Consider the following 18,428-nt stretch of genomic DNA (forward strand, 5'->3'; position numbering starts at 1 on the left):
CTCCTTCTGTTGGTGGGATTCACAGGACTGCGGCGAGGCCGGTCAGCCGGGACAGCTCGCTCGACGCCTGGGCGTTGCCACGGAAATGGACGGCACGCCAACCGCTCTCGCGCGCCGCCCGCACGTTCTGCTCCAGGTCGTCGATCAGGATGCACCGGCCGGCGTCGACACCGGCGGTCTTCTCCGCGATTGCGAAGATCTGCGGGTCCGGTTTGCGTGCGCCGACCAGGCACGAATCGACGAGCGCATCGAGCGGGCCCGCGGGTTCGATGATCGGCCTCCAGAACTGCTCCCACTCGACCACGTTGTTCGACAGGACGCCGACCCGCAGGCCGTGAGCCTTCAGCCCGCGCACCGCGGCGGCCATCGACGCGTTGACGGTAATCCCGTCGAACCACTGCTCGCCGAACGTCTCCAGCCGTGCCCGGGTCAGGTCCAGAGCGGGGTCGGCGACGGCGAGGTGCTCCCTCAGCCGCGCGCCCCACTCGCGCTCGGTGATCTGGGCCAGTTCGATCGGGGCGAGGGGATGCGCGCCGAGGTCGTCGCCGACCGCCTGCATCGCCGCCTGCAGAGCGGCGGGCGAGACACCGGTCTTCGTCTCGTACGCGGTGAAGAGGTCCGGGAGCGGAGGTGAGAGCACGCCACCGAAGTCGAACCACACCATGGTGTCGTCGAGTGTCGTCATCGGACGATCCGTTCGAGAGCGGCCGTCGAGGCGCTCACCCGTTGCAGGGTGACCCGGCCGTGGGCGATCTGCCTGCCCTCCTGCGCCAGCGTGACGGACAGGACGACCTGGCGGGAGCAGATCTCGGCCTCGGCGACGGCCGCGCAATCGGTCGGCAGTTCCAGCTCGCCGAAGCTCTCGAAGACGGTGTCGCACCCGACGAGCACGAGCATCCGCGGTGACAGGCCGAACAATTCGTGCGCAGCGACGAGGGCCGTCTGACGCATGGCCTCGAAGATCACCGCGCCCGGCACATGGTCGAGGGGATGGTCGAACAGGCCCGGGTGGGACTGATCCACCAGAACCTGGCTGCGCACGGTGTCGCCGTCGACCTCCACACGGTTCAGCACCACGTTGTCGAACGAATGTCGAGCCACCTCCCGAGGCTCGACCCGCTCGTGCAACGGATACGGACGGGCGGGGTCGAGTTGCAGCGGTGCCCGGCCCCTGTGCCGCAATCGGTCCCACGCGTCGCCGGGCATCCACTGGATGGTCATGCTCATGGTGGCCGCGGCCGACCCGTCCAGTGCCAGGGTCATCTCGAGTGTGATTCCGACGATGTCGGCGCCCCGCTTCTTCTCCGCGGTGATCGTGGCGTCCAGAACACCGGCGGCGGGTGCGGCGCCCACTCGCACGGCGTCGAGGTCGGCGATCTCGAGGGCTCCCGCGTTGAACACGAACTTGGCGTCGAGTGGCGCGTCGACGCCCCGATGTGAGATCAGGATCGACGCCTGCCGGAACGTCTCGAGAAGGAGAAGCGGATCATACTGCCGCGCAACGATATTGTGATCGCTGTAATAGCTGTGCACCCGCGGAAGCTGCACGCCGAGCAGGAATCGGGGATGGCTCTCGCAGATGATGTCGGTGAGGAAGACCTCGCAGATCGCGGCGCGGTGCACGTGCGCCCGGGGGATGGACGACGAATAGGACAGGGTCGGTTCCAGGACGGCGGTCATGTCGATTCCTTTCGTTGACAATGGAATTCGCACGGGTCGAGGCCGCCGGACGAGGCGGTGGCCGCGGGGATGCGGGACCCGTGCAGAACGGTGTGTCGCGCTGGAGCGGAAGAACGCGGGCGTACCCGCAGCGCGGAGGGCGACGAGCTCGGGGTCTCGTCGCGGACCGGAGTGCACCGGTGGATGCGCACGATCAGTGAATACCGGGCGATCCGGAGCGTCAACAGATGCACTCGCGTGTTCACCGATTACTTGACGGCGTTCGGCAGGCGAACGCGACGGTCGAAAGTCGTTGACCTGCGGTATCGGTGACTCGGAGTACGGGCTACTTCGGTCGCCGCGTGTCGGGAGTCACAGCGGCTTTTCCGGATCGGGACGCAAATGTTACCGCCAGGTATGGCGTGTGGTAACCGGCGAGCGTAGAAGAGCGATGTTATGTTCCCCTCGCCGGGCGTGGCCGGAGTTGACGGAGGGGTCGGGGAATGTCGAAGAGGTGGGTCGCGTCGGTCGCGGCTGTGGCGATCGGTTCGGGCATGATCGCCTATTCCAACCAGAACGCCGCCGTCGCGGAACCCGAGCCGGTATCCAACGGAATCCCCGGCAGCGGGCCCTGCGCGAGCGAGGTGTCGAACGAGACGCACTCGCTCATTCCGGACAAGCTCGAAATTCCGATCCCGTACCCGAAGATCACGACGGTGCCCTATCCCGCCCCGGTCACGGACCCGGTCCGGGTTTCGCAGGCGTTGCCCGCCGACACGTGTACCGATCCGTGCCCCGATCTCACCGACGAGACGCATCAGGCGCCGGGAAACCTGTCGAGCGAGCTGAACATCCCGGACATCAGCGTGAAGTTCACGCCCTTCCACTTCGGCATTCCCGTCCCGGGCGCCGACATCCAACTACCCCCGCCGCCGCCCCTCGTCCACCCCGCGACCGAGGAGGCGCCGCGCAGCGCGGCCCCGGCCACCCCGAAGATCGGCGACGTGACCCGTGTCGCCAAGGTGACCGGCGCCGGCTCCGTCAGCCGCACCGACAAGCGCTACCAGGTCAACGGCACCGACCTCGGCATCATGTGGGAGAGCGCCCCCGATCAGGTCGCCGTCGCGTTCGGTGACACCGTCGGCAAGGGATTCCAGCCGCCCGGCGGTCAGGGCGACGACTGGCGCAGCAACGTCCTCGGTTTCAGCTCCGACCGCAACCTGTCCGACGGCATGAGCCTCGACAGCATGGTCCAGGACAGCCGGTGCCACGCGGCGGAACTGCTCGACAGCCGCAAACTCGACAACGTGGAGATCACCACCATCCCCACGTCGGGTTTCGCCGTCGGGAACAGGCAGTACATGAGCTACATGTCGATCCGCACCTGGAACAGCATCCCCGCCACGTGGTGGACGAACTACGGCGGCATCGCCTACTCCGACGACGGCGGATCGACGTGGACCAAGGACCCGTACGCGAAGTGGGACAACATCTTCGGGGTCACCAAGTTCCAGGTCGCGTCGATGGTCCCGGCCGGCGACTTCGTGTACATGTTCGGCACGCCCAACACGAGGCTCGGCGCCATCGGTCTGGCGCGCGTCCCTGCCGCCGACGTGCTGAACACGTCGGCGTACCAGTACTGGCAGAACGGGAACTGGACGCCGGTCGGCGGGTACACGGAGGCGACGCCGATCGTGGACGCCCCCGCCGCCGAACTGTCCGTGCGGTACGAGGAAGCCACCGGCAAGTGGCAGATGGCCTACCTCGACACGTCCAAGGCCGCCATCGTGCTCCGTGAGTCCGACTCGCCGCAGGGCGCCTGGTCCGGCGGGGCACCGATGGTCAGCGCCGTCGAGTACCCCGAACTGTACGGCGGCTTCATCCACCCGTGGTCCAGCGGGGACGAACTGTATTTCACGATGTCGACGTGGTCGGACTACAACGTGTTCCTGATGAAGGCGGATCTAGGCGCGTAGCGCCCGTGCGTGGTTGACGAGTCTCTGGACTCGTTAACCACGCACGGGCGGCGGAGCCGCCTACAGCAGGCCGTGCCGGGGCGGGACGGTGCCCGACAGCGTCCACCGGCCGATGTGCTGGATCTTCCACCGTGTGGGGTCGTGCAGGGTGTGGGTGCGGGCGTCACGCCAGTACCGCGACAGGTTGGACGTGTCCGACGCACTGCGGGTGCCGCCCAGTTCGAACAGCACGCTCGACGCCTCGAGGGACGCGCGTGCGGAGGCGACCTTGGCCGCGGCGGCGTCGACAGAGGCGACCGCGGCGGTCTGCTCGGTCAGATTCCGCCGCGCCGCGTCGATGCTGCGGGCACCCTCCCGGAGCAGTGCCGCCGCGGACCGGACGCCGACCGCCGCCTCTCCGGCCAGTTGGATCAGCAGCGGATCGTCGACGGCGTCGGCGACGCCCGCCTCGAAGTAGGGCCGCGCCCGGCGGGCGGCGCGCACGCCCTCGTTCAGCGCGGCCGCGGCGATCCCGGCGTCGATGGCGGCGTGCAGGATCTGCGCCTGCGAGCCGTAGGTGGTGGGTGCGTCGAAGATGGGGGAGAACGGCACGACGTGGAACGCGGGCACCCGGACGGCGTCGAGGGTGACGGTTCCGCTCGCGGTGGTCTTCTGCCCCATGCCGTCCCAGTCGTCGACGATCGACAGTCCGGCTGCGGTCCGCGGCAGGTAGGCGACGGCTTTGGCGGGCTTCCCCGCCGGCGTCGTCTTCCCGGGAAGCGTGGCCCGCACCGCGATCCAGTCGGCGAACAGCGCGCCCGTGCTGTAGAACTTGCGCCCGTCGACGACGAAATCCCCGTCCTGTTCGGTGAGGGTCGTGGCGTCGATGTCGATCGTCTTCGTTCCGCGCTCGCTCTGGGCGTTGGCGAACTGGCGTCCCGCGAGCACCTCGGAATAGAAGAACTCCTGCTGCGCCAGTGTGCCCTGATGACGCAGCACCTCGAGGAACGTGTAGTGGCTGTGCGGGATCTGGGCGATGCTCGGATCGCCCTCGGCGAGAAGCCGGAACACCTCGGCGAGGGTTTCGGTCCGCGCGTCGATGCCGCCGTGCTCGCGGGGAACGCCGAGCGCGAGCAGTCCGGACGCGGCGAGCGCCCGCACCTGCTCGTGCGGCAGCTGCCGCCCGGAATCGCGCGCTGCCGCCTCCTCGGCGAAGTGTGCGGCGAGATCGGCGGCGACGGTGAGGGCTTCGGCCTCGTCGCTGATGCGGTGGGCGTTCTGGACGGCGGTCATGGTTCTCCGTGGGTCGGTGGTGCGGACGCACCGAATCCGGCCACCGTCGACGGGTGGCCGGACTCGGGGTTCGGAATCGTTACGTGTACCAGGTGGGTTCGGGAAGTTCGCCGGTCAGCAGGTGGCCGCCCACCTCGCGCCGCTTGTACGCGACGGGATCGTGCAGGGTGTGCGTCCGCACGTTCCGCCAGAAGATGTCGAGACCCACCGTGTTGGACGTGGCACGCGCACCGGTCAGTTCGAACACCTTCGTACCGATCTCGAGGGCGACGTCGGCGGCGCGGATCTTGGCGGCGGCGATCCGGACGGCGAGATCCCCGCGCGCCTGTTCGGTGAGGTTCTCCCGCGCGTCGTGCAGCACCGCGTTCGCCTCTCGGTTCACCTGATCGACGAACGCCTCCGCCGCCCACAGCTTCGACTGCAGGTCGCCGTAGCCCTCGCGCAGGTACCACTCGTCGGTCGCCAGTTCCTTGTCGTCACCGCCGTACGGCCACGGACGGGTCCGGGTCCGGGTGTAGTCGGCCGCGGTGTCGAGTGCGCCGCGGGCGATGCCGACGTAGAAATTGGCGAACACGATCTCGAGTGCCGGGAAGTTCAGTGTGTTGTAGACCAGCGGCTGGAACTCCTTGTCCACGAACCCGGCCGCCCCGGACCAGTCCACCTCGACGTCGTTGATCTCGACCGTGCCGGAGTCGGTGAGGCGTTGCCCGAGATTGTCCCAGTCACCCCGGAACACGATGCCGTCCTGCGCCGTCGGCACGATCGCGAACACGTGTGTGGCCGTGCCCTCGATGATGCCCTCCAGCACGGTGAGGTCGGTGGCGCGGCCGCCCGTCGAGAACGACTTCACCCCGTTGTAGACGAGCGTGTCCCCGCGGTCGACGATCGTGAGGTCGGTGTCGCGCGGGTTGACCGCCCCGCCGAACAGGAAGCGGTTGCTCGTGTACAACTCCTCGACGGCCCCGATCTGCGGTTCGGTGCCCACGAGTCGCACGGCCCACGCCCACAGGTAGTGGTAGCCGAGCAACTGTCCGAGGGAGCCGTCGCCGCGCGCGATCTCGCGGACCACCTGGTAGGCGGTCTCCCACGGCTGTCCGGCGCCACCGAATTCGGTGGGCCCGAGCAGGGTGACGAGCCCGCTGTCCTTCAGGAGCCGGACCTCCTCGAACGGTGCACCGCCGGCGCGGTCGCGTTCGACGGCGTCGCGCGCGAGGATCGCGCTGACCTCACGCGCACGCGCGATCCAGCCGTCGGCGGTGGCCGGGGCGTCCGACCAGATCTTCTGTTCGGTGATGACGGTCATGCCTTGTCTCCCTCTGCGCTCGGTGCGGTGCCGATGGCCCACACGTAGACGGGTTCGGTTCCGTTGATCTCGTAGTCGCCGACCACCTTGGCCTTGAACACCACGGGGTTGTGGCTGGCGACCGTGCGTGCATTCCGCCAGAAGCGGTCGAGGTCCCAGGCGCGGCTGACCCCGGACGCGCCGAGTGCGTCGAAGATCGTGGCGGTGGCGGGGACGACGAGCGCGGTGGCGGAGATCTGGCCCTGCGCCGACGCGATCTCGGCGGCGATGTTGGCGGACTTCTCCTCGTCGGGGCTGCCGGTGAACGCGGCCTCGTACGCCCACTGGGCGGGTTCCGCCGCGTGCAGTGCGATCGCCTCGGCGGCGTGCGCCGCCGCCGACACCTCGCCCACCACCTGCTGGATCTGGGCGTCCTGCGCGTAGGTGGGGGCGTTGCCGTGGCTGAACGTGCGGGTGCGGTCCGCCACCCGGCGGGCGATCGCGTCCGTCGCCGCCCGCGCGATGCCCGCGAGCGTGGCGAGGTGGAACAACTGGTAGAAGGCGGTCTGATACTTGAACCGGGTGGAGAAGTCGAAGATGTTCTCCGGCTGGACGATCGCGTTCTCGTACGTCGACGTGCCCGAACCGGTGGTCTGCTGGCCGAAACCGTTCCAGTCGTCGCTGTGCGTGACGGCAGGCTGGCGCGCCTCGACCGCGGCGATCACGAACGCGCCGGTGTCGGTGCGCTGCGAGTACAGGTCGATCCAGTCGGCGAAGATCGAACCGGTGCTGTAGTACTTCGTCCCGTTCGCGAAGAAATGGGCCTCACCGGGGACGGGGGACACCTTGGTGTTCGCCTCGCCGAGCGGAACGTCGCCGATCTCGGTCCACGCGTTGCCGACCAGCTGACCGTCCGCGAATCTCCGAAGCCACGTGTCGCGGTCGGGACCGTCGGCGGCGACGAGGCGGTCCTCGACGAACGCGAAATGTCCGCGCAGGGCCTGCGTGACGTTGGAATCCGCGGCGGACAGTTCGACGAGCAGCCGGAACAGCTGGGGGATGCTCGCGCCCGACCCACCGTGGGATCTCGGCACGCGCACCGCCCCGAAACCGGCCTTCTTCAGGGCGTCGATCTGCTCGTAGGGGAGGACGTGGTCGCGTTCGCGTTCCACCACACCTTCGGCGATGTCGGCGAAGAGGGGGCGGAACCTGGCGGCGAGCGTGTCGTAGTCGGTCTCGCTCGCGATGGGCTGTGCAGCTCTTCGTTCCTGTACGGCTGTCATGCCGTCGAACCTCACACGGTCCCGCGAGCCCGGTGAAGGGTTGGACGCGCGCTGATTGGAAGGGTGGGCGTCTGCCGGGCCGGCGGGTTCCATGCTGGGTATGTCAACCGAACACATCGCTGAGCAGATCAAGTTCGCCTACTGGGTGCCCAACGTCAGTGGCGGGCTGGTCACGTCCGACATCGAACAGCGCACCAGCTGGGACTACGAGTACAACAAGAAACTCGCCCAGACCGCCGAGAACAACGGGTTCGAGTACGCGCTCAGCCAGGTCCGGTACGAGGCCAGCTACGGGGCCGAATTCCAGCACGAGTCGACGAGCTTCAGCCTCGCACTCCTGCTCGCCACCGAGCGGCTGAAGGTGATCGCCGCGGTCCACCCCGGTCTGTGGCAGCCCGCCGTGCTGGCGAAACTGGGGGCCACCGCCGACCACCTGTCGAACGGCCGGTTCGCCGTCAACGTCGTGAGCGGCTGGTTCAAGGACGAATTCACCCACCTCGGGGAGCCCTGGCTCGAGCACGACGAGCGGTACCGGCGCAGCGCCGAGTTCCTGCAGGTGCTCCGCAAGATCTGGACCGAGGACGACGTCGATTTCCGCGGCGACTTCTACCGCATCCACGACTTCACCCTCAAGCCGAAACCGCTGAACACCCCCGACCGCCCGAACCCCGAACTGTTCCAGGGCGGAAACTCCGCCGCCGCGAGGCAGAACGCGGGCCGGTACTCCGACTGGTACTTCAGCAACGGCAAGGACTACGACGGCATCACCGAACAGATCGACGACGTGCGACGGGTGGCGCGCGAACACGACCGGGAAGTGAAGTTCGGGCTCAACGGGTTCATCATCGCCCGCGACACGGAGAAGGAGGCCCGCGACACCCTCCGCGAGATCATCGAGAAGGCCAACAAACCGGCGGTCGAGGGATTCCGGTCCGCCGTCCAGCAGGCGGGCGCGTCCACCGCCGACAAGTCGGGGATGTGGGCGGACTCCACGTTCGAGGATCTCGTCCAGTACAACGACGGATTCCGCACACAGCTGATCGGCACGCCGGAGCAGGTCGCCGAGCGCATCGTCGAATACCGCCGCCGCGGAGTCGACCTCATCCTGGGCGGATTCCTGCACTTCCAGGAGGAGATCGAATACTTCGGCGCCAACGTCCTGCCGCTGGTCCGCGAACTCGAGGCGTCCGAGAGGCTTGCGCCCGTGAGTGGTTGAGGAGTCCAGGGACTCGTTAACCACGCACGGGCGGCGGAGCCGCCTACCGGGCCAGCGCGCGACCTGCGGCCCGGCCGGAGAAGATGCAGCCGCCGAGGAAGGTGCCCTCGAGGGCGCTGTACCCGTGGACGCCGCCGCCGCCGAACCCGGCGACCTCACCGGCGGCGTAGAGGCCCTCGAACGGGGTGCCGTCGGGCCGGATCACCTGCGAGTCGAGGTTGGTCTCGAGCCCGCCGAGGGTCTTGCGGGTGAGCAGGTGCAGCCGAACCGCGATCAGGGGACCGTTCTTGGGGTCGAGCAACTCGTGCGGCCCCACGACGCGGGTGATCTTGTCGGCCAGTAGGTTCCGGGCGTTGCGGATCGCCATGACCTGGAAGTCCTTGGTGTAGGCGTTCTTCACCTCCCGGTCGCGGGCCACGATTTCCCGTTCGAGGTCCTCGTACTTCAGCGGTGCGTCGGGGGTGAGGGCGTTCATGCCATCGACGAGGTCGCGGAGGTTGTCGCGTACGACGAAGTCGGCGCCGTGCTGCTTGAACGCCTCGACGGGACCGGGCGCCCCCTTCTTGAGGCGTTCGGCGAGGAGCTTGAAATCGCGGCCCGTGATGTCGGGGTTCTGCTCGGACCCCGACAGCGCGAATTCCTTCTCGATGATCTTCTGGTCGAGGACGAACCAGGTGTGGTGGTGGCCGCTGTCCATGATGTGCTCGAGGGTGCCCATGGTGTCGAAACCGGGGAAGTTGGGGCTGGGCAGGCGTTTGCCGTTGCCGTCGAACCACATCGACGACGGTCCGGGGATGATGCGGATGCCGTGGTTCGGCCAGATCGGGTCCCAGTTCTGGATGCCCTCGGTGTAGTGCCACATCCGGTCGCGGTTGACGATGTTGCCGCCGGCGTTCTCGGTGATCTCGAGCATGCGGCCGTCGACGTGCGCGGGAACACCGGCGAGCATGTTCTCGGGAGCCTTGCCGAGACGCGCGGGCCAGTTCTTCCTGACCAGATCGGGGTTGCCGCCGATGCCGCCGGACGTGACGACCACGGCCTGTGCGGAGAATTCGAATTCTCCGACCGGGGTACGCGAACTCTTCACGCCGCGTGCCTCGGTGGACGGTTCGAGGACGGTGCCGCGCACTCCGGTGGCGGCGCCGTCGGTGACGACGATCTCGTCGACCTGATGGCGGTGCTTGAACGTGACGAGCCCCCGCTTCGACGCGGCCATGACGCGGGTGAGGAAGACTTCGACGACGCCCGGACCGGTGCCCCAGGTGATGTGGAAACGCGGAACGGAATTACCTTGTCCCAGAGCGGATCCGCGTCCGCGTTCGGCCCACCCGACGTTCGGCATCAGACGCAGCCCGAGGTCGTGGAGGTACTGCCGCTTCTCGCCGGCAGCGAATTCGACGTACGCCTGCGCCCACAACCGCGGCCACTGGTCTTCACGTTCGCGGTCGAAGGCGGCGGTGCCCATCCAGTCCTGGATCGCCAGTTCGTACGAGTCCTTGATGCCGAGGCGTCGCTGTTCGGGGCTGTCGACGAGGAACAGGCCGCCAAGCGACCAGAAGGCCTGCCCGCCGAGATTCGCGGGACTCTCCTGGTCGACGACGAGGACCTTCCGGCCGGCCTTGACCATCTCGTAGGTGGCGACAAGTCCGGCCAGTCCGGCGCCGACGACGATCACATCAGCCTGTTCGGTCACGAGGACCCCTCTTTCCGGTGTGTGTGGGTGTGGGTGGTGTCGGGTTCGGTGTAAGCGGCGACGACCCGGGTGAACAGTTCGAGCCGCAGTTCCCGGGCGGCCGCGTTCTCGTCCTCGATGAGGCACTGGACGCTGGTGCCGTCGTGCAGGGCCACGAGCGCGCGGCCGAGCACCCGGGGATCGCCGTCGACGCGGCGCCCCAGCCTGTGCAGAGCTTTCTCGAGGATCGGCACGATGGTGTCGAGAATGGTGTCCTCACGGGCTGCGAGTGCCTTCTTCAGCGGCGGGTTGCGCAGCGCGTGGGCGGTGAATTCCGCATTGATCCGGTACCACTGGTCGTCGACGGGGACGACTCCGAGCACCAATTCGGTGCCGGCGCGCAGTTTTTCGGCAGGCGTGAGCCCGGAGAGGTCGATGCTCGAGGAATCGGCGGCCAGCCGGATCTGCGCGAGCATCGCGCTGGAGCGCTGCTCCCACATGGCGAAGAACATCTCGTCCAGCGACGCGAAGTTGGAGTAGAAGGCGCCGCGCGTGTAGCCGCCGCGTTCGCAGATCTGCTCGACCGTCGACCGTCCGAACCCGTTTTCGGCGAACACCTCGACGGCGGCGTCGAGCAGACGCCGCCGAGTCTGGCCGCGCCGTTTCGTCACCTTCCGGGGTGTGTCGGTGGCAGGGTCGGAGGAGCGCGCCGGTGAGGTCGGCATGTTTCCTCCGATCGGGTCGACAGCAACCGTCGATACACTAGCGTATCGGATACACCAGTGTATCGAACGTGGCCGTCAGCACCCGTTCGGAAGTGGGGCGGTCTCAGAGGTAGAGGTCCTGCTTCCGGATCAGGGCGGTCGCCACGACGCTCACGACCGAGGTCGCGACGAGGTATCCGCAGGCCAGCCAGGGAGTACCGCCGGCGGCCGCGATCAGGGCGGTGAGGATCATCGGGGTGATGCCCGACGCGTAGATCCCGGAGAACTGGTACACGACGGACAGTCCGGTGTAGCGAATCTCGGTGGGATACAGGCTCGCGTACAGCGTGCCCTGCGCCCCGTAGAAGAGCGCGTGGACGACGCCGAACACCAGCACCATCGCGACGCCGAACAGGACGACGTTCTCCGTCCCGAATAGGGCGAACGCGGGGAAGACCGCGAGTCCGTAGGCCCCGATCCCGACGAGGTAGATCCGCTTGGCCCCGTACCGGTCGACCAGCAGTCCGGAGAACGGCAGGAGCACGGCCATGACCGTCGCGGCGACGGTGACGACGAGGAGAACGGGAATCTTGGCGAACTCCAGATCCTTGGTGGCGTAGGTGATCGCGAAGACGCCCCACGTGTTGAACGCGGCGCCCTCGCCCCACCGCGAGAGCAGACCGAGGACGGTGCCCCGGCGCACCCGGCCGCGGAACACATCCTTCAGCGGAGCGGAGGAGCGCTTCGAGAGGTCGTGAACCTCCTGGAACGCGGGAGTCTCCTCGACCTTCAGGCGGACCACGAATCCGACGAAGACGAGGATCAGGCTCAGCAGGAAGGCAATTCGCCATCCGTACGTGAGGAACTGAGCGTCGTCGAAGATTACTTGCAGTGCGGCGAAGACGCCGGTGCCCAGGGCCAGGCCAAGCGCCAGACCGATCTGGGGGATGCTGCCGAAGATGCCGCGCTTCTTCGGGGGGCTGTGTTCGACGGCGAGGAGCACCGCGCCCGCCCACTCGCCGCCCAGCGCGAACCCCTGCAGGATGCGCAGCAGGAGCAGCAGTACCGGCGCGATCACCCCGACCTGCGCGGCCGTCGGCAGCACACCCATCAGGGCGGTGGCGATGCCCATGATGAACATGGTGAGTGCGAGCGTCTTCTTGCGCCCGATGCGGTCGCCGATGTGGCCGAAGACGACTCCGCCGATCGGCCGGACCACGAAACCGACCGCGAACGTGGCGAACGCCAGCATGGTGCCGACGAACGAACTCTGGTCGGGGAAGAACAGCTGGTTGAAGACGAGGCTGGCGGCCGTCGCGTAGAGGAAGAAGTCGTACCACTCGACCGTTGTCCCCAGCAGGCTGGCGGCGACGACGGTGCGGAGCCGCTTTCGCCGTTCGAGGTCGGATTCGTTCGAGGATGTGTACGGGGCGTCGGACAGCGTAGTCATAGCGCGGCGACCGTAACCTTGCCGGCTGCGGTCGGGCACTACTCCGAATCACGGTGATCGAAACCCTCGCGGCCCGGCTCCGTCGTTGATGAACTGGCCTGCGCTGCCCATCTGTCGTCGACAAGAGGATCGCGCGTGTCTCTGCATTTCCACTGGTTCCTTCCCACCTACGGTGATTCCCGCAACCTGATGGCGGGTGGTCACGGGAGTTCCATGGCAGGAGACCGTCCCGCGACGCTGCGATACCTCAACCAGATCGGCGCGGCGGCGGAGTCGAACGGTTTCGAATCGGTTCTGACGCCCACCGGCGCGTGGTGCGAGGACGCCTGGCTCACCACGGCCATGATGCTGGAGACCACCGAGACGCTGAAGTTCCTCGTCGCGCTGCGTCCCGGACTGCTCAGCCCCACGCTTGCCGCGCAGATGGCGGCGACGTTCCAGTGGCAGTCGCAGGGACGGCTGCTGCTCAACGTCGTCACCGGCGGTGAGGACCACGAACAGCGCACCTACGGCGACTACCTGGACAAGACCCAGCGCTACGCCCGTTGCGGCGAATTCCTCGACGTCATCCGAAAGCTGTGGGCGGGAACCGGGCCGGTCGACTACGCGGGTGAATACATCCGGGTGGAGAACGCCCAGTTGCAGCGCATTCCCGACCCGGTGCCGCCGATCTTCTTCGGCGGGTCGTCGCCGGCGGCGGGCACCGTGGCGTCCCAGTTCGCCGACACCTACCTCACGTGGGGCGAGCCGCCGAGTGCCGTCGCCGGGAAGATCGCCTGGATCCGCGACCTCGCCGACGTCCAGGGCCGCACCCTCGACTACGGCATCCGGCTGCACGTGATCAGCCGCGACACGTCCGAGGAGGCGTGGGCCGAGGCCGACCGCCTGCTGTCCGCTCTCGACCCGGCAACGGTCGAGCAGGCGCAGCAGAGCCTGGCCCGCTCGGGTTCCGAGGGCCAGCGGCGTATGCGGGAACTGCACGGCGGCGGTGCCGCCTATTTGCGCAGCGGTGGGAGCGCCTCTTCGAAGACCGCAGGAGCGCGCGCCCTCGAGGTAGCCCCCAACCTGTGGTCCGGGGTCGGACTTGTCCGCGGCGGCGCCGGCACCGCGCTGGTCGGCTCGCACGAGGAGGTCGCCGACCGCATCGCCGAGTACGCCGCGCTCGGACTCGACCACTTCGTCCTCTCCGGCTACCCGCACCTCGAAGAGGCCTTCAACTTCGGCGAAGGGGTCCGGCCGATTCTCGAACGCCGCGGGCTCGTGCAGTCGCGCAGCCACCGGCCCGGGGATCTGTCCGGGTCGACGGCGTTCCTGTCCTCGAATCGGTAGTCGAGAACTGGGAGTACACGGGGGAGGATTCGCACCTCGGGTCAGCGGGCTCGGTGGCGTCGTACGGCGTCCCGGTTCGCGCACCTGGGTGAGCAGTACCGCTGACGGCCGTTGCGCGAGGTGTCGGCGTAGATGGCGGTGCACTCCTCGAGCGCGCAGCGGCCGAGTCGGTGCATGCCGCGCCCGACGAGGTGCAGCGCGGTGCCGACCGAGAACAGCGCCTCGAGCACGCCCGCGAGGGACTGCTGGTCGTCGCGGTAGTGGAGGTGCCAGCCGTCGCCGGCGTGGTTGGTCAGCCGCGGGTACGCGGACGCTTTCGTGAGCAGGAGGTTGACCTGTTCGGCCCGGGCTTCGTCGCTCGTGGCGTCGGCGATCGCCGACCACCGGTCGAGCATGGCGAGCACGTCGGTGAGGTCGGCGTCGGTGACGGGGAAGTCGACGACGATGCCGGCGTCGACGCATCGGTCGACGAGTTCGCCGGTCGAATCGGGCGGGTGATTCGCGAGGTCGGCGGCGAGGGTGACCGCATACTCCCCGTAAGGGTTGAGATGCACAATGCCATTACATCATGCTGGGTGCATGAGCGAACATCACGAACACGACTGGCAGGAAGTCTCCCGGCATCGAACGAGCACGGGCGTGGTCACCTATCTCGGCTGCGCGTGCGGCCGGTGGCAGTTGTCGCTGGTCGAGGCATCGCTAGAGGAATCTAGCCATATCTACGTCCGGTCGTAGATCTGAATAGATTCGTATACGGACCGCCGTTTCCCGGTCGAGGGTCTGGCATTTTCGGCACGAGGCGCACATAATCACCACGTGAGCCAAGTTACTGTTACTCCGAGTTCACTCATTCTTGCCCAAACGGGCGGAGAGGGTGGCGGTGCGGCATTCGACCAGATCGTCGGAATCACGGTGGCGACGGCGATCATCACCGTGGGTCTGCTGTGGATCGCGTACCTGCATCGCACACGCAAGATCACGTGGCTGCAGACGATCGCCGACGCCGCGTCGCGCGCACTCGACCGGCCCCCGTGGGTGGCCCTGCCCCTGGTGACGTTCGTCGGGACCATCCTGACGGCATTCTTCGGTTTCATCTGGGACGTCAGCCTGCACATCGGGCGGGGCCGCGACGACGGGCCGCTCGCGAACCCCGCGCACTACTTCATCCTCGTCGGGCTGTTCCTGCTGTTCATCACCGGAATGCTGGCGATGATCCTGCCGCGCGACGAGAAACCCGGTCCGGCGGCGATCAAGATCACCCGCACCTGGTACGTCCCGGTCGGCGGCGTCCTCGTGGCCGGAGCTGGTTTGTACGCCCTCATCGGGTTCCCGCTCGACGACGTCTGGCATCGCATCTTCGGCCAGGACGTCACGCTGTGGGGCCCGACGCACCTCATGCTGATCGGTGGTGCGGGACTGTCGCTGATCGGTGTGCTGCTGCTGGATTACGAGGGCCGGATGGCGATGTCCGGTGAGGCGAAACCGGACAGCAGGCTCATCTGGTTCCTGCGGTGCGGCACGTTCGGCGGTCTGCTCATCGGCCTGTCCGTGTTCCAGATCGAATACGACTTCGGCGTCGAACAGTTCCGTCTGGTCCTGCAACCGATGATGATCGCCGGTGCGGCCGCGTTCACCCTGGTGGCGGCGCGCATCGTTCTCGGACCGTTCGCGGCGATCGTGGCCGTGGCGGTGGCGGGTGTCGTGCGCGCGATCACGGCGCTGATCGTCGGACCGGTTCTCGGTGCCCCCACCAACGTGTTCGAACTGTGCCTCGGCGCCGCCGTGGTGATCGAATTGCTCGCGCTGACACCGCTGATCAGGAATCGGGTGGCGTTCGGGGCCGTCGGCGGACTCCTCGTCGCGACGGTCGGGCTGTGGCTCGAGTCGCTGTGGATCGACGCCGTGTACATCTACCCCTGGCCCACCAGCATGTGGCCGGAGGCGCTGGCCATGGCCGTGCCCGTCGGCGTCGCGGCCGGAGCCTGCGGCGCGCTGCTCGGGCGGGTGCTCCGCTCCGAGGGTCTTCCACGCCCCGCGGTCAGCCGCACCATCGTCGTCGCCACCGTCGTGGTGATCGCCGGCGCCACGGCCAACGGCCTCGTCGCCACGGTCCCGGACAAGGCCACCGCGACGATCGCTCTCACGGAGGCCGCTCCGGACGGCGGCCGCATGGTCGACGCGGAGGTGCGCATCGACCCGCCCGACCTCGCCGGCGAGAATCCCGAATGGGTGTCCATCCTGTCCTGGCAGGGCGGTCCCGGACTGGGCAACGGTTTCACGGTCGACCGGCTCGAACGCACCGGGCCCGGCACCTACCGGACGCACGAACCGGTCCCGGTCCACGGAACGTGGAAGACGTTGCTGCGGGTGCAGGACGGGCGCACCATGACGGCCGTCCCGATCTACCTGCCCAGCGACCCGGGCATCGGCGCGGAGGAACTGCCCGCCGTCGCGTCCTCGACCCGCGACTTCGTCCCGGAGATCACCATCCTGCAGCGGGAGCGGAATTTCGACCACCCGTCCTGGCTGTTCGGCGCCGCATCGCTGGTGGTGCTCGTGTGCACCCTGGCGCTGATCACCGCGCTGGCGTGGGGAGCGGGCCGGATCAGCAAGTACACGCAGGGGCAGGCGGCCACCGGCACCCGCGAGGACGTGACGGTGACATGAACCCGGTGCACGATCCGGACGTCGTCTACCTCGCCGATCATTCGGTGCTGCTGGCGATTCCGGCGTTCGTCCCCGCGTTCCTGGTGGCCGGGCTGGTCATCTACCTGGCGGTCCGGGACCGCAAGGCGGAAGCCGCCGAGAACGCCGAGAACGCGAAGCACGGCCCGAGCGAGAACGAAGAGGAGATCTAGGTGATCAGGCGGTTGGCCGGAATTGTCGTCGTACCCGCTGTCGTCGCCGCCCTGGTGTCGGGCTGCGGAGGCGACGACGACACACCGCCCACGGAGGACGGCATCGTGATCGACGTCGTCATCGAGAACGGCACGGTCACACCAGGCAACGAACGCATCGAGGCCACGGTGGGGGAGACCGTCACGGTGCGGATCGACAGCGACGCCGACGACGAGTTGCACGTGCACGCCGTCCCGGAGCACTCGTTCGAGATTCACCCCGGAACACAGGAAACCCAGTTCTCCGTCGACGTTCCAGGCCAGGTGGCGGTGGAGTTGCACGACACGGGTAAGACGGTGGCCACCCTGCTCGTGCGTCCATGACCGCTGTTCTCGCGCACGGTCTCGGCGGATCCACCGACCTTCCCATCCCGTTCACGTATGCGCTGGTCGGGGCGAGTTGGGCGCTCACGGTCTCCTTCGTGGTGCTCGCGTTCGCGTGGCGCACCCCGAAGCTGGATCCGGACAACCCGGGGCGCAGGCTGCCCGGCTGGGTGACCCGGTTCGCCGACGCTCCGGTCACGCGGAACGTGCTGGCTGCGGTCGGTCTGGTGTTCGCGGTGTGGGTGGCCCTCGCGGCCTTCTTCGGGCCCTCGGAATCGTCGGAGAACGCATTGCCGGGCGTGTTCTACGTGCTGCTCTGGGTGGGGCTGGTCGCGGCGTCGCTGGTGTTCGGGCCGGTCTGGCGGGTGCTGTCCCCGGTCCGCACCGTGCACCGGTCGGTGTGCGCGGCGACCGGCCGCTCACCGGCGGAACATGATGCGCGGTACCGCAACTCGTGGGGATACTGGCCCGCGGTCGCGGGATTGTTCGCCTTCGTCTGGCTGGAACTCGCCTCCGGCGACCCGGGTTCCGTGGCCGCGGTGCGCACGTGGCTGCTGGTGTACGCCGTGATCACGGCCGCCGGTGCGTTCGTGTGCGGCGAGCGCTGGTGCGAGCGGGGCGACCCGTTCGAGGTGTACAGCACGCTGGCGTCCCGGTTGTCTCCGCTGAGCCGCGATCGGAGCAATGGACGGATCGTGCTGCGCAACCCGCTGGATCACCTGGGGTCGATGCCAGTGCGGGCCGGCTCGGTCGCGTTGATGGCAACCCTGCTGGGGTCCACGGCCTTCGACAGTTTCTCGGCGTTCCCCTGGTGGTCGCGTCTGATGGACGGGATCGGTTCCCCGATCGGCGCCACCCTCGCGCGGACGGCTGGGCTCCTGGTCTTCGTCGGCTTCGTCGGCGTGTCGTTCTGGGTGGCCTCGCGGGCCGCGGGGGGACTGCGGCCCGAGCAGCGCGCCGCTCTCCCGGGACTGCTGTCGCATTCGCTGATCCCGATCATCATCGGCTACGTCTTCGCGCACTACCTGACGTATCTGGTGGAGAAGGGGCAGGCGACGGTGATCCTGCTGGCCGACCCGCTGGGGCGGGGATGGAACCCGCTGGGGCTCGGCGACGCCGAGGTCTGGTACGTGCTGTCCGAACACCCCGCCGCCTCGGCGTCGATCAAGGTGCTGTTCGTCCTCGCCGGGCACGTACTGGGAGTGATTGCGGCACATGACAAATCGGTACGGCTCCTGCCACGGGGCCATCAGCTGACCGGGCAGCTGGCACTTCTGCTCACCATGGTCACGTACACGTTCGGTGGGCTGTACCTGCTGTTCGGTGGCTGACGGCCCCCAGTCTGCGTCAGCGGGCAGTGTGCG

17 protein-coding genes are annotated in these 18,428 nt (G+C 68.0%); 8 read left to right on the plus strand and 9 right to left on the minus strand.

Annotated features, from left to right (window positions below):
• Positions 1 to 19: 19 nt before the first annotated feature.
• Both ACFU5V_RS27720 and ACFU5V_RS27725 read right to left on the minus strand, forming a co-directional pair.
• Positions 20 to 685, minus strand: coding sequence for an HAD family hydrolase (locus tag ACFU5V_RS27720; protein ID WP_378432977.1), 666 nt, complete (start codon positions 683 to 685; stop codon positions 20 to 22).
• Positions 682 to 1,680, minus strand: coding sequence for a ScbA/BarX family gamma-butyrolactone biosynthesis protein (locus ACFU5V_RS27725; protein ID WP_378432975.1), 999 nt, complete (start codon positions 1,678 to 1,680; stop codon positions 682 to 684). The genes ACFU5V_RS27720 and ACFU5V_RS27725 overlap by 4 nt, the downstream gene beginning before the upstream one ends.
• Before the next feature lie 482 nt (positions 1,681 to 2,162).
• Here ACFU5V_RS27725 and ACFU5V_RS27730 point away from each other — a divergent pair, with 482 nt between their 5' ends.
• Positions 2,163 to 3,635 (plus strand): DUF4185 domain-containing protein, encoded by a 1,473-nt coding sequence (locus tag ACFU5V_RS27730; RefSeq protein ID WP_378703107.1) that lies wholly within the window; start codon positions 2,163 to 2,165, stop codon positions 3,633 to 3,635.
• Positions 3,636 to 3,695: 60 nt separating this feature from the next.
• On the opposite strand, the gene ACFU5V_RS27735 is transcribed toward ACFU5V_RS27730, so the two are convergent.
• The 3 genes from ACFU5V_RS27735 to ACFU5V_RS27745 form a co-directional block, all read right to left on the minus strand.
• On the minus strand, positions 3,696 to 4,907 hold the full coding sequence (locus ACFU5V_RS27735; protein WP_378703108.1) for an SfnB family sulfur acquisition oxidoreductase: 1,212 nt from the start codon (positions 4,905 to 4,907) through the stop codon (positions 3,696 to 3,698).
• A 79-nt stretch (positions 4,908 to 4,986) separates the two neighbouring features.
• Complete coding sequence (locus ACFU5V_RS27740) at positions 4,987 to 6,210, minus strand: acyl-CoA dehydrogenase family protein (protein WP_378703109.1); 1,224 nt, start codon at positions 6,208 to 6,210, stop codon at positions 4,987 to 4,989.
• Positions 6,207 to 7,472 (minus strand): acyl-CoA dehydrogenase family protein, encoded by a 1,266-nt coding sequence (locus tag ACFU5V_RS27745; protein WP_378703110.1) that lies wholly within the window; start codon positions 7,470 to 7,472, stop codon positions 6,207 to 6,209. Before ACFU5V_RS27745 ends, ACFU5V_RS27740 begins: the two co-directional genes overlap by 4 nt.
• Positions 7,473 to 7,572: 100 nt before the next feature.
• Between ACFU5V_RS27745 and sfnG the strand changes: the two genes are divergently transcribed.
• Positions 7,573 to 8,688: a dimethylsulfone monooxygenase SfnG gene (gene sfnG / locus ACFU5V_RS27750; RefSeq protein WP_072946416.1), complete on the plus strand. Its 1,116-nt coding sequence runs from the start codon at positions 7,573 to 7,575 to the stop codon at positions 8,686 to 8,688.
• A gap of 43 nt (positions 8,689 to 8,731) precedes the next feature.
• Here sfnG and ACFU5V_RS27755 read toward each other — a convergent pair whose 3' ends face one another.
• The 3 genes from ACFU5V_RS27755 to ACFU5V_RS27765 form a co-directional block, all read right to left on the minus strand.
• Positions 8,732 to 10,381, minus strand: a complete 1,650-nt coding sequence (locus tag ACFU5V_RS27755) for an FAD-binding dehydrogenase (protein ID WP_378703111.1) — start codon at positions 10,379 to 10,381, stop codon at positions 8,732 to 8,734.
• Positions 10,378 to 11,085, minus strand: coding sequence for a TetR/AcrR family transcriptional regulator (locus tag ACFU5V_RS27760; protein ID WP_378703112.1), 708 nt, complete (start codon positions 11,083 to 11,085; stop codon positions 10,378 to 10,380). Before ACFU5V_RS27760 ends, ACFU5V_RS27755 begins: the two co-directional genes overlap by 4 nt.
• A 103-nt stretch (positions 11,086 to 11,188) precedes the next feature.
• Positions 11,189 to 12,514 (minus strand): MFS transporter, encoded by a 1,326-nt coding sequence (locus tag ACFU5V_RS27765; protein WP_378429762.1) that lies wholly within the window; start codon positions 12,512 to 12,514, stop codon positions 11,189 to 11,191.
• A gap of 135 nt (positions 12,515 to 12,649) precedes the next feature.
• Here ACFU5V_RS27765 and ACFU5V_RS27770 point away from each other — a divergent pair, with 135 nt between their 5' ends.
• Positions 12,650 to 13,843: an LLM class flavin-dependent oxidoreductase gene (locus tag ACFU5V_RS27770; protein ID WP_378703113.1), complete on the plus strand. Its 1,194-nt coding sequence runs from the start codon at positions 12,650 to 12,652 to the stop codon at positions 13,841 to 13,843.
• A gap of 41 nt (positions 13,844 to 13,884) precedes the next feature.
• Here the strand turns inward: ACFU5V_RS27770 and ACFU5V_RS27775 are convergent, their stop codons facing one another.
• Positions 13,885 to 14,397 (minus strand): CGNR zinc finger domain-containing protein, encoded by a 513-nt coding sequence (locus tag ACFU5V_RS27775; protein WP_378429764.1) that lies wholly within the window; start codon positions 14,395 to 14,397, stop codon positions 13,885 to 13,887.
• 25 nt (positions 14,398 to 14,422) lie between these two features.
• On the opposite strand from ACFU5V_RS27775, the gene ACFU5V_RS27780 reads away from it, so the two are divergent.
• The 5 genes from ACFU5V_RS27780 (at position 14,423) to ACFU5V_RS27800 (ending at position 18,395) form a co-directional block, all read left to right on the plus strand.
• On the plus strand, positions 14,423 to 14,578 hold the full coding sequence (locus tag ACFU5V_RS27780) for a hypothetical protein (protein WP_378703114.1): 156 nt from the start codon (positions 14,423 to 14,425) through the stop codon (positions 14,576 to 14,578).
• A gap of 81 nt (positions 14,579 to 14,659) precedes the next feature.
• Positions 14,660 to 16,510 (plus strand): hypothetical protein, encoded by a 1,851-nt coding sequence (locus tag ACFU5V_RS27785; RefSeq protein ID WP_378703115.1) that lies wholly within the window; start codon positions 14,660 to 14,662, stop codon positions 16,508 to 16,510.
• Positions 16,507 to 16,701, plus strand: a complete 195-nt coding sequence (locus ACFU5V_RS27790) for a hypothetical protein (RefSeq protein ID WP_378429767.1) — start codon at positions 16,507 to 16,509, stop codon at positions 16,699 to 16,701. The genes ACFU5V_RS27785 and ACFU5V_RS27790 overlap by 4 nt, the downstream gene beginning before the upstream one ends.
• Positions 16,702 to 17,064, plus strand: a complete 363-nt coding sequence (locus tag ACFU5V_RS27795) for a hypothetical protein (protein WP_378703116.1) — start codon at positions 16,702 to 16,704, stop codon at positions 17,062 to 17,064.
• On the plus strand, positions 17,061 to 18,395 hold the full coding sequence (locus ACFU5V_RS27800) for a hypothetical protein (RefSeq protein ID WP_378703117.1): 1,335 nt from the start codon (positions 17,061 to 17,063) through the stop codon (positions 18,393 to 18,395). Before ACFU5V_RS27795 ends, ACFU5V_RS27800 begins: the two co-directional genes overlap by 4 nt.
• Positions 18,396 to 18,428 lie beyond the last annotated feature (33 nt).

The sequence above is a fragment of the Rhodococcus sp. NPDC057529 genome, from assembly GCF_042802055.1.
GTDB lineage: Bacteria > Actinomycetota > Actinomycetes > Mycobacteriales > Mycobacteriaceae > Rhodococcus_F.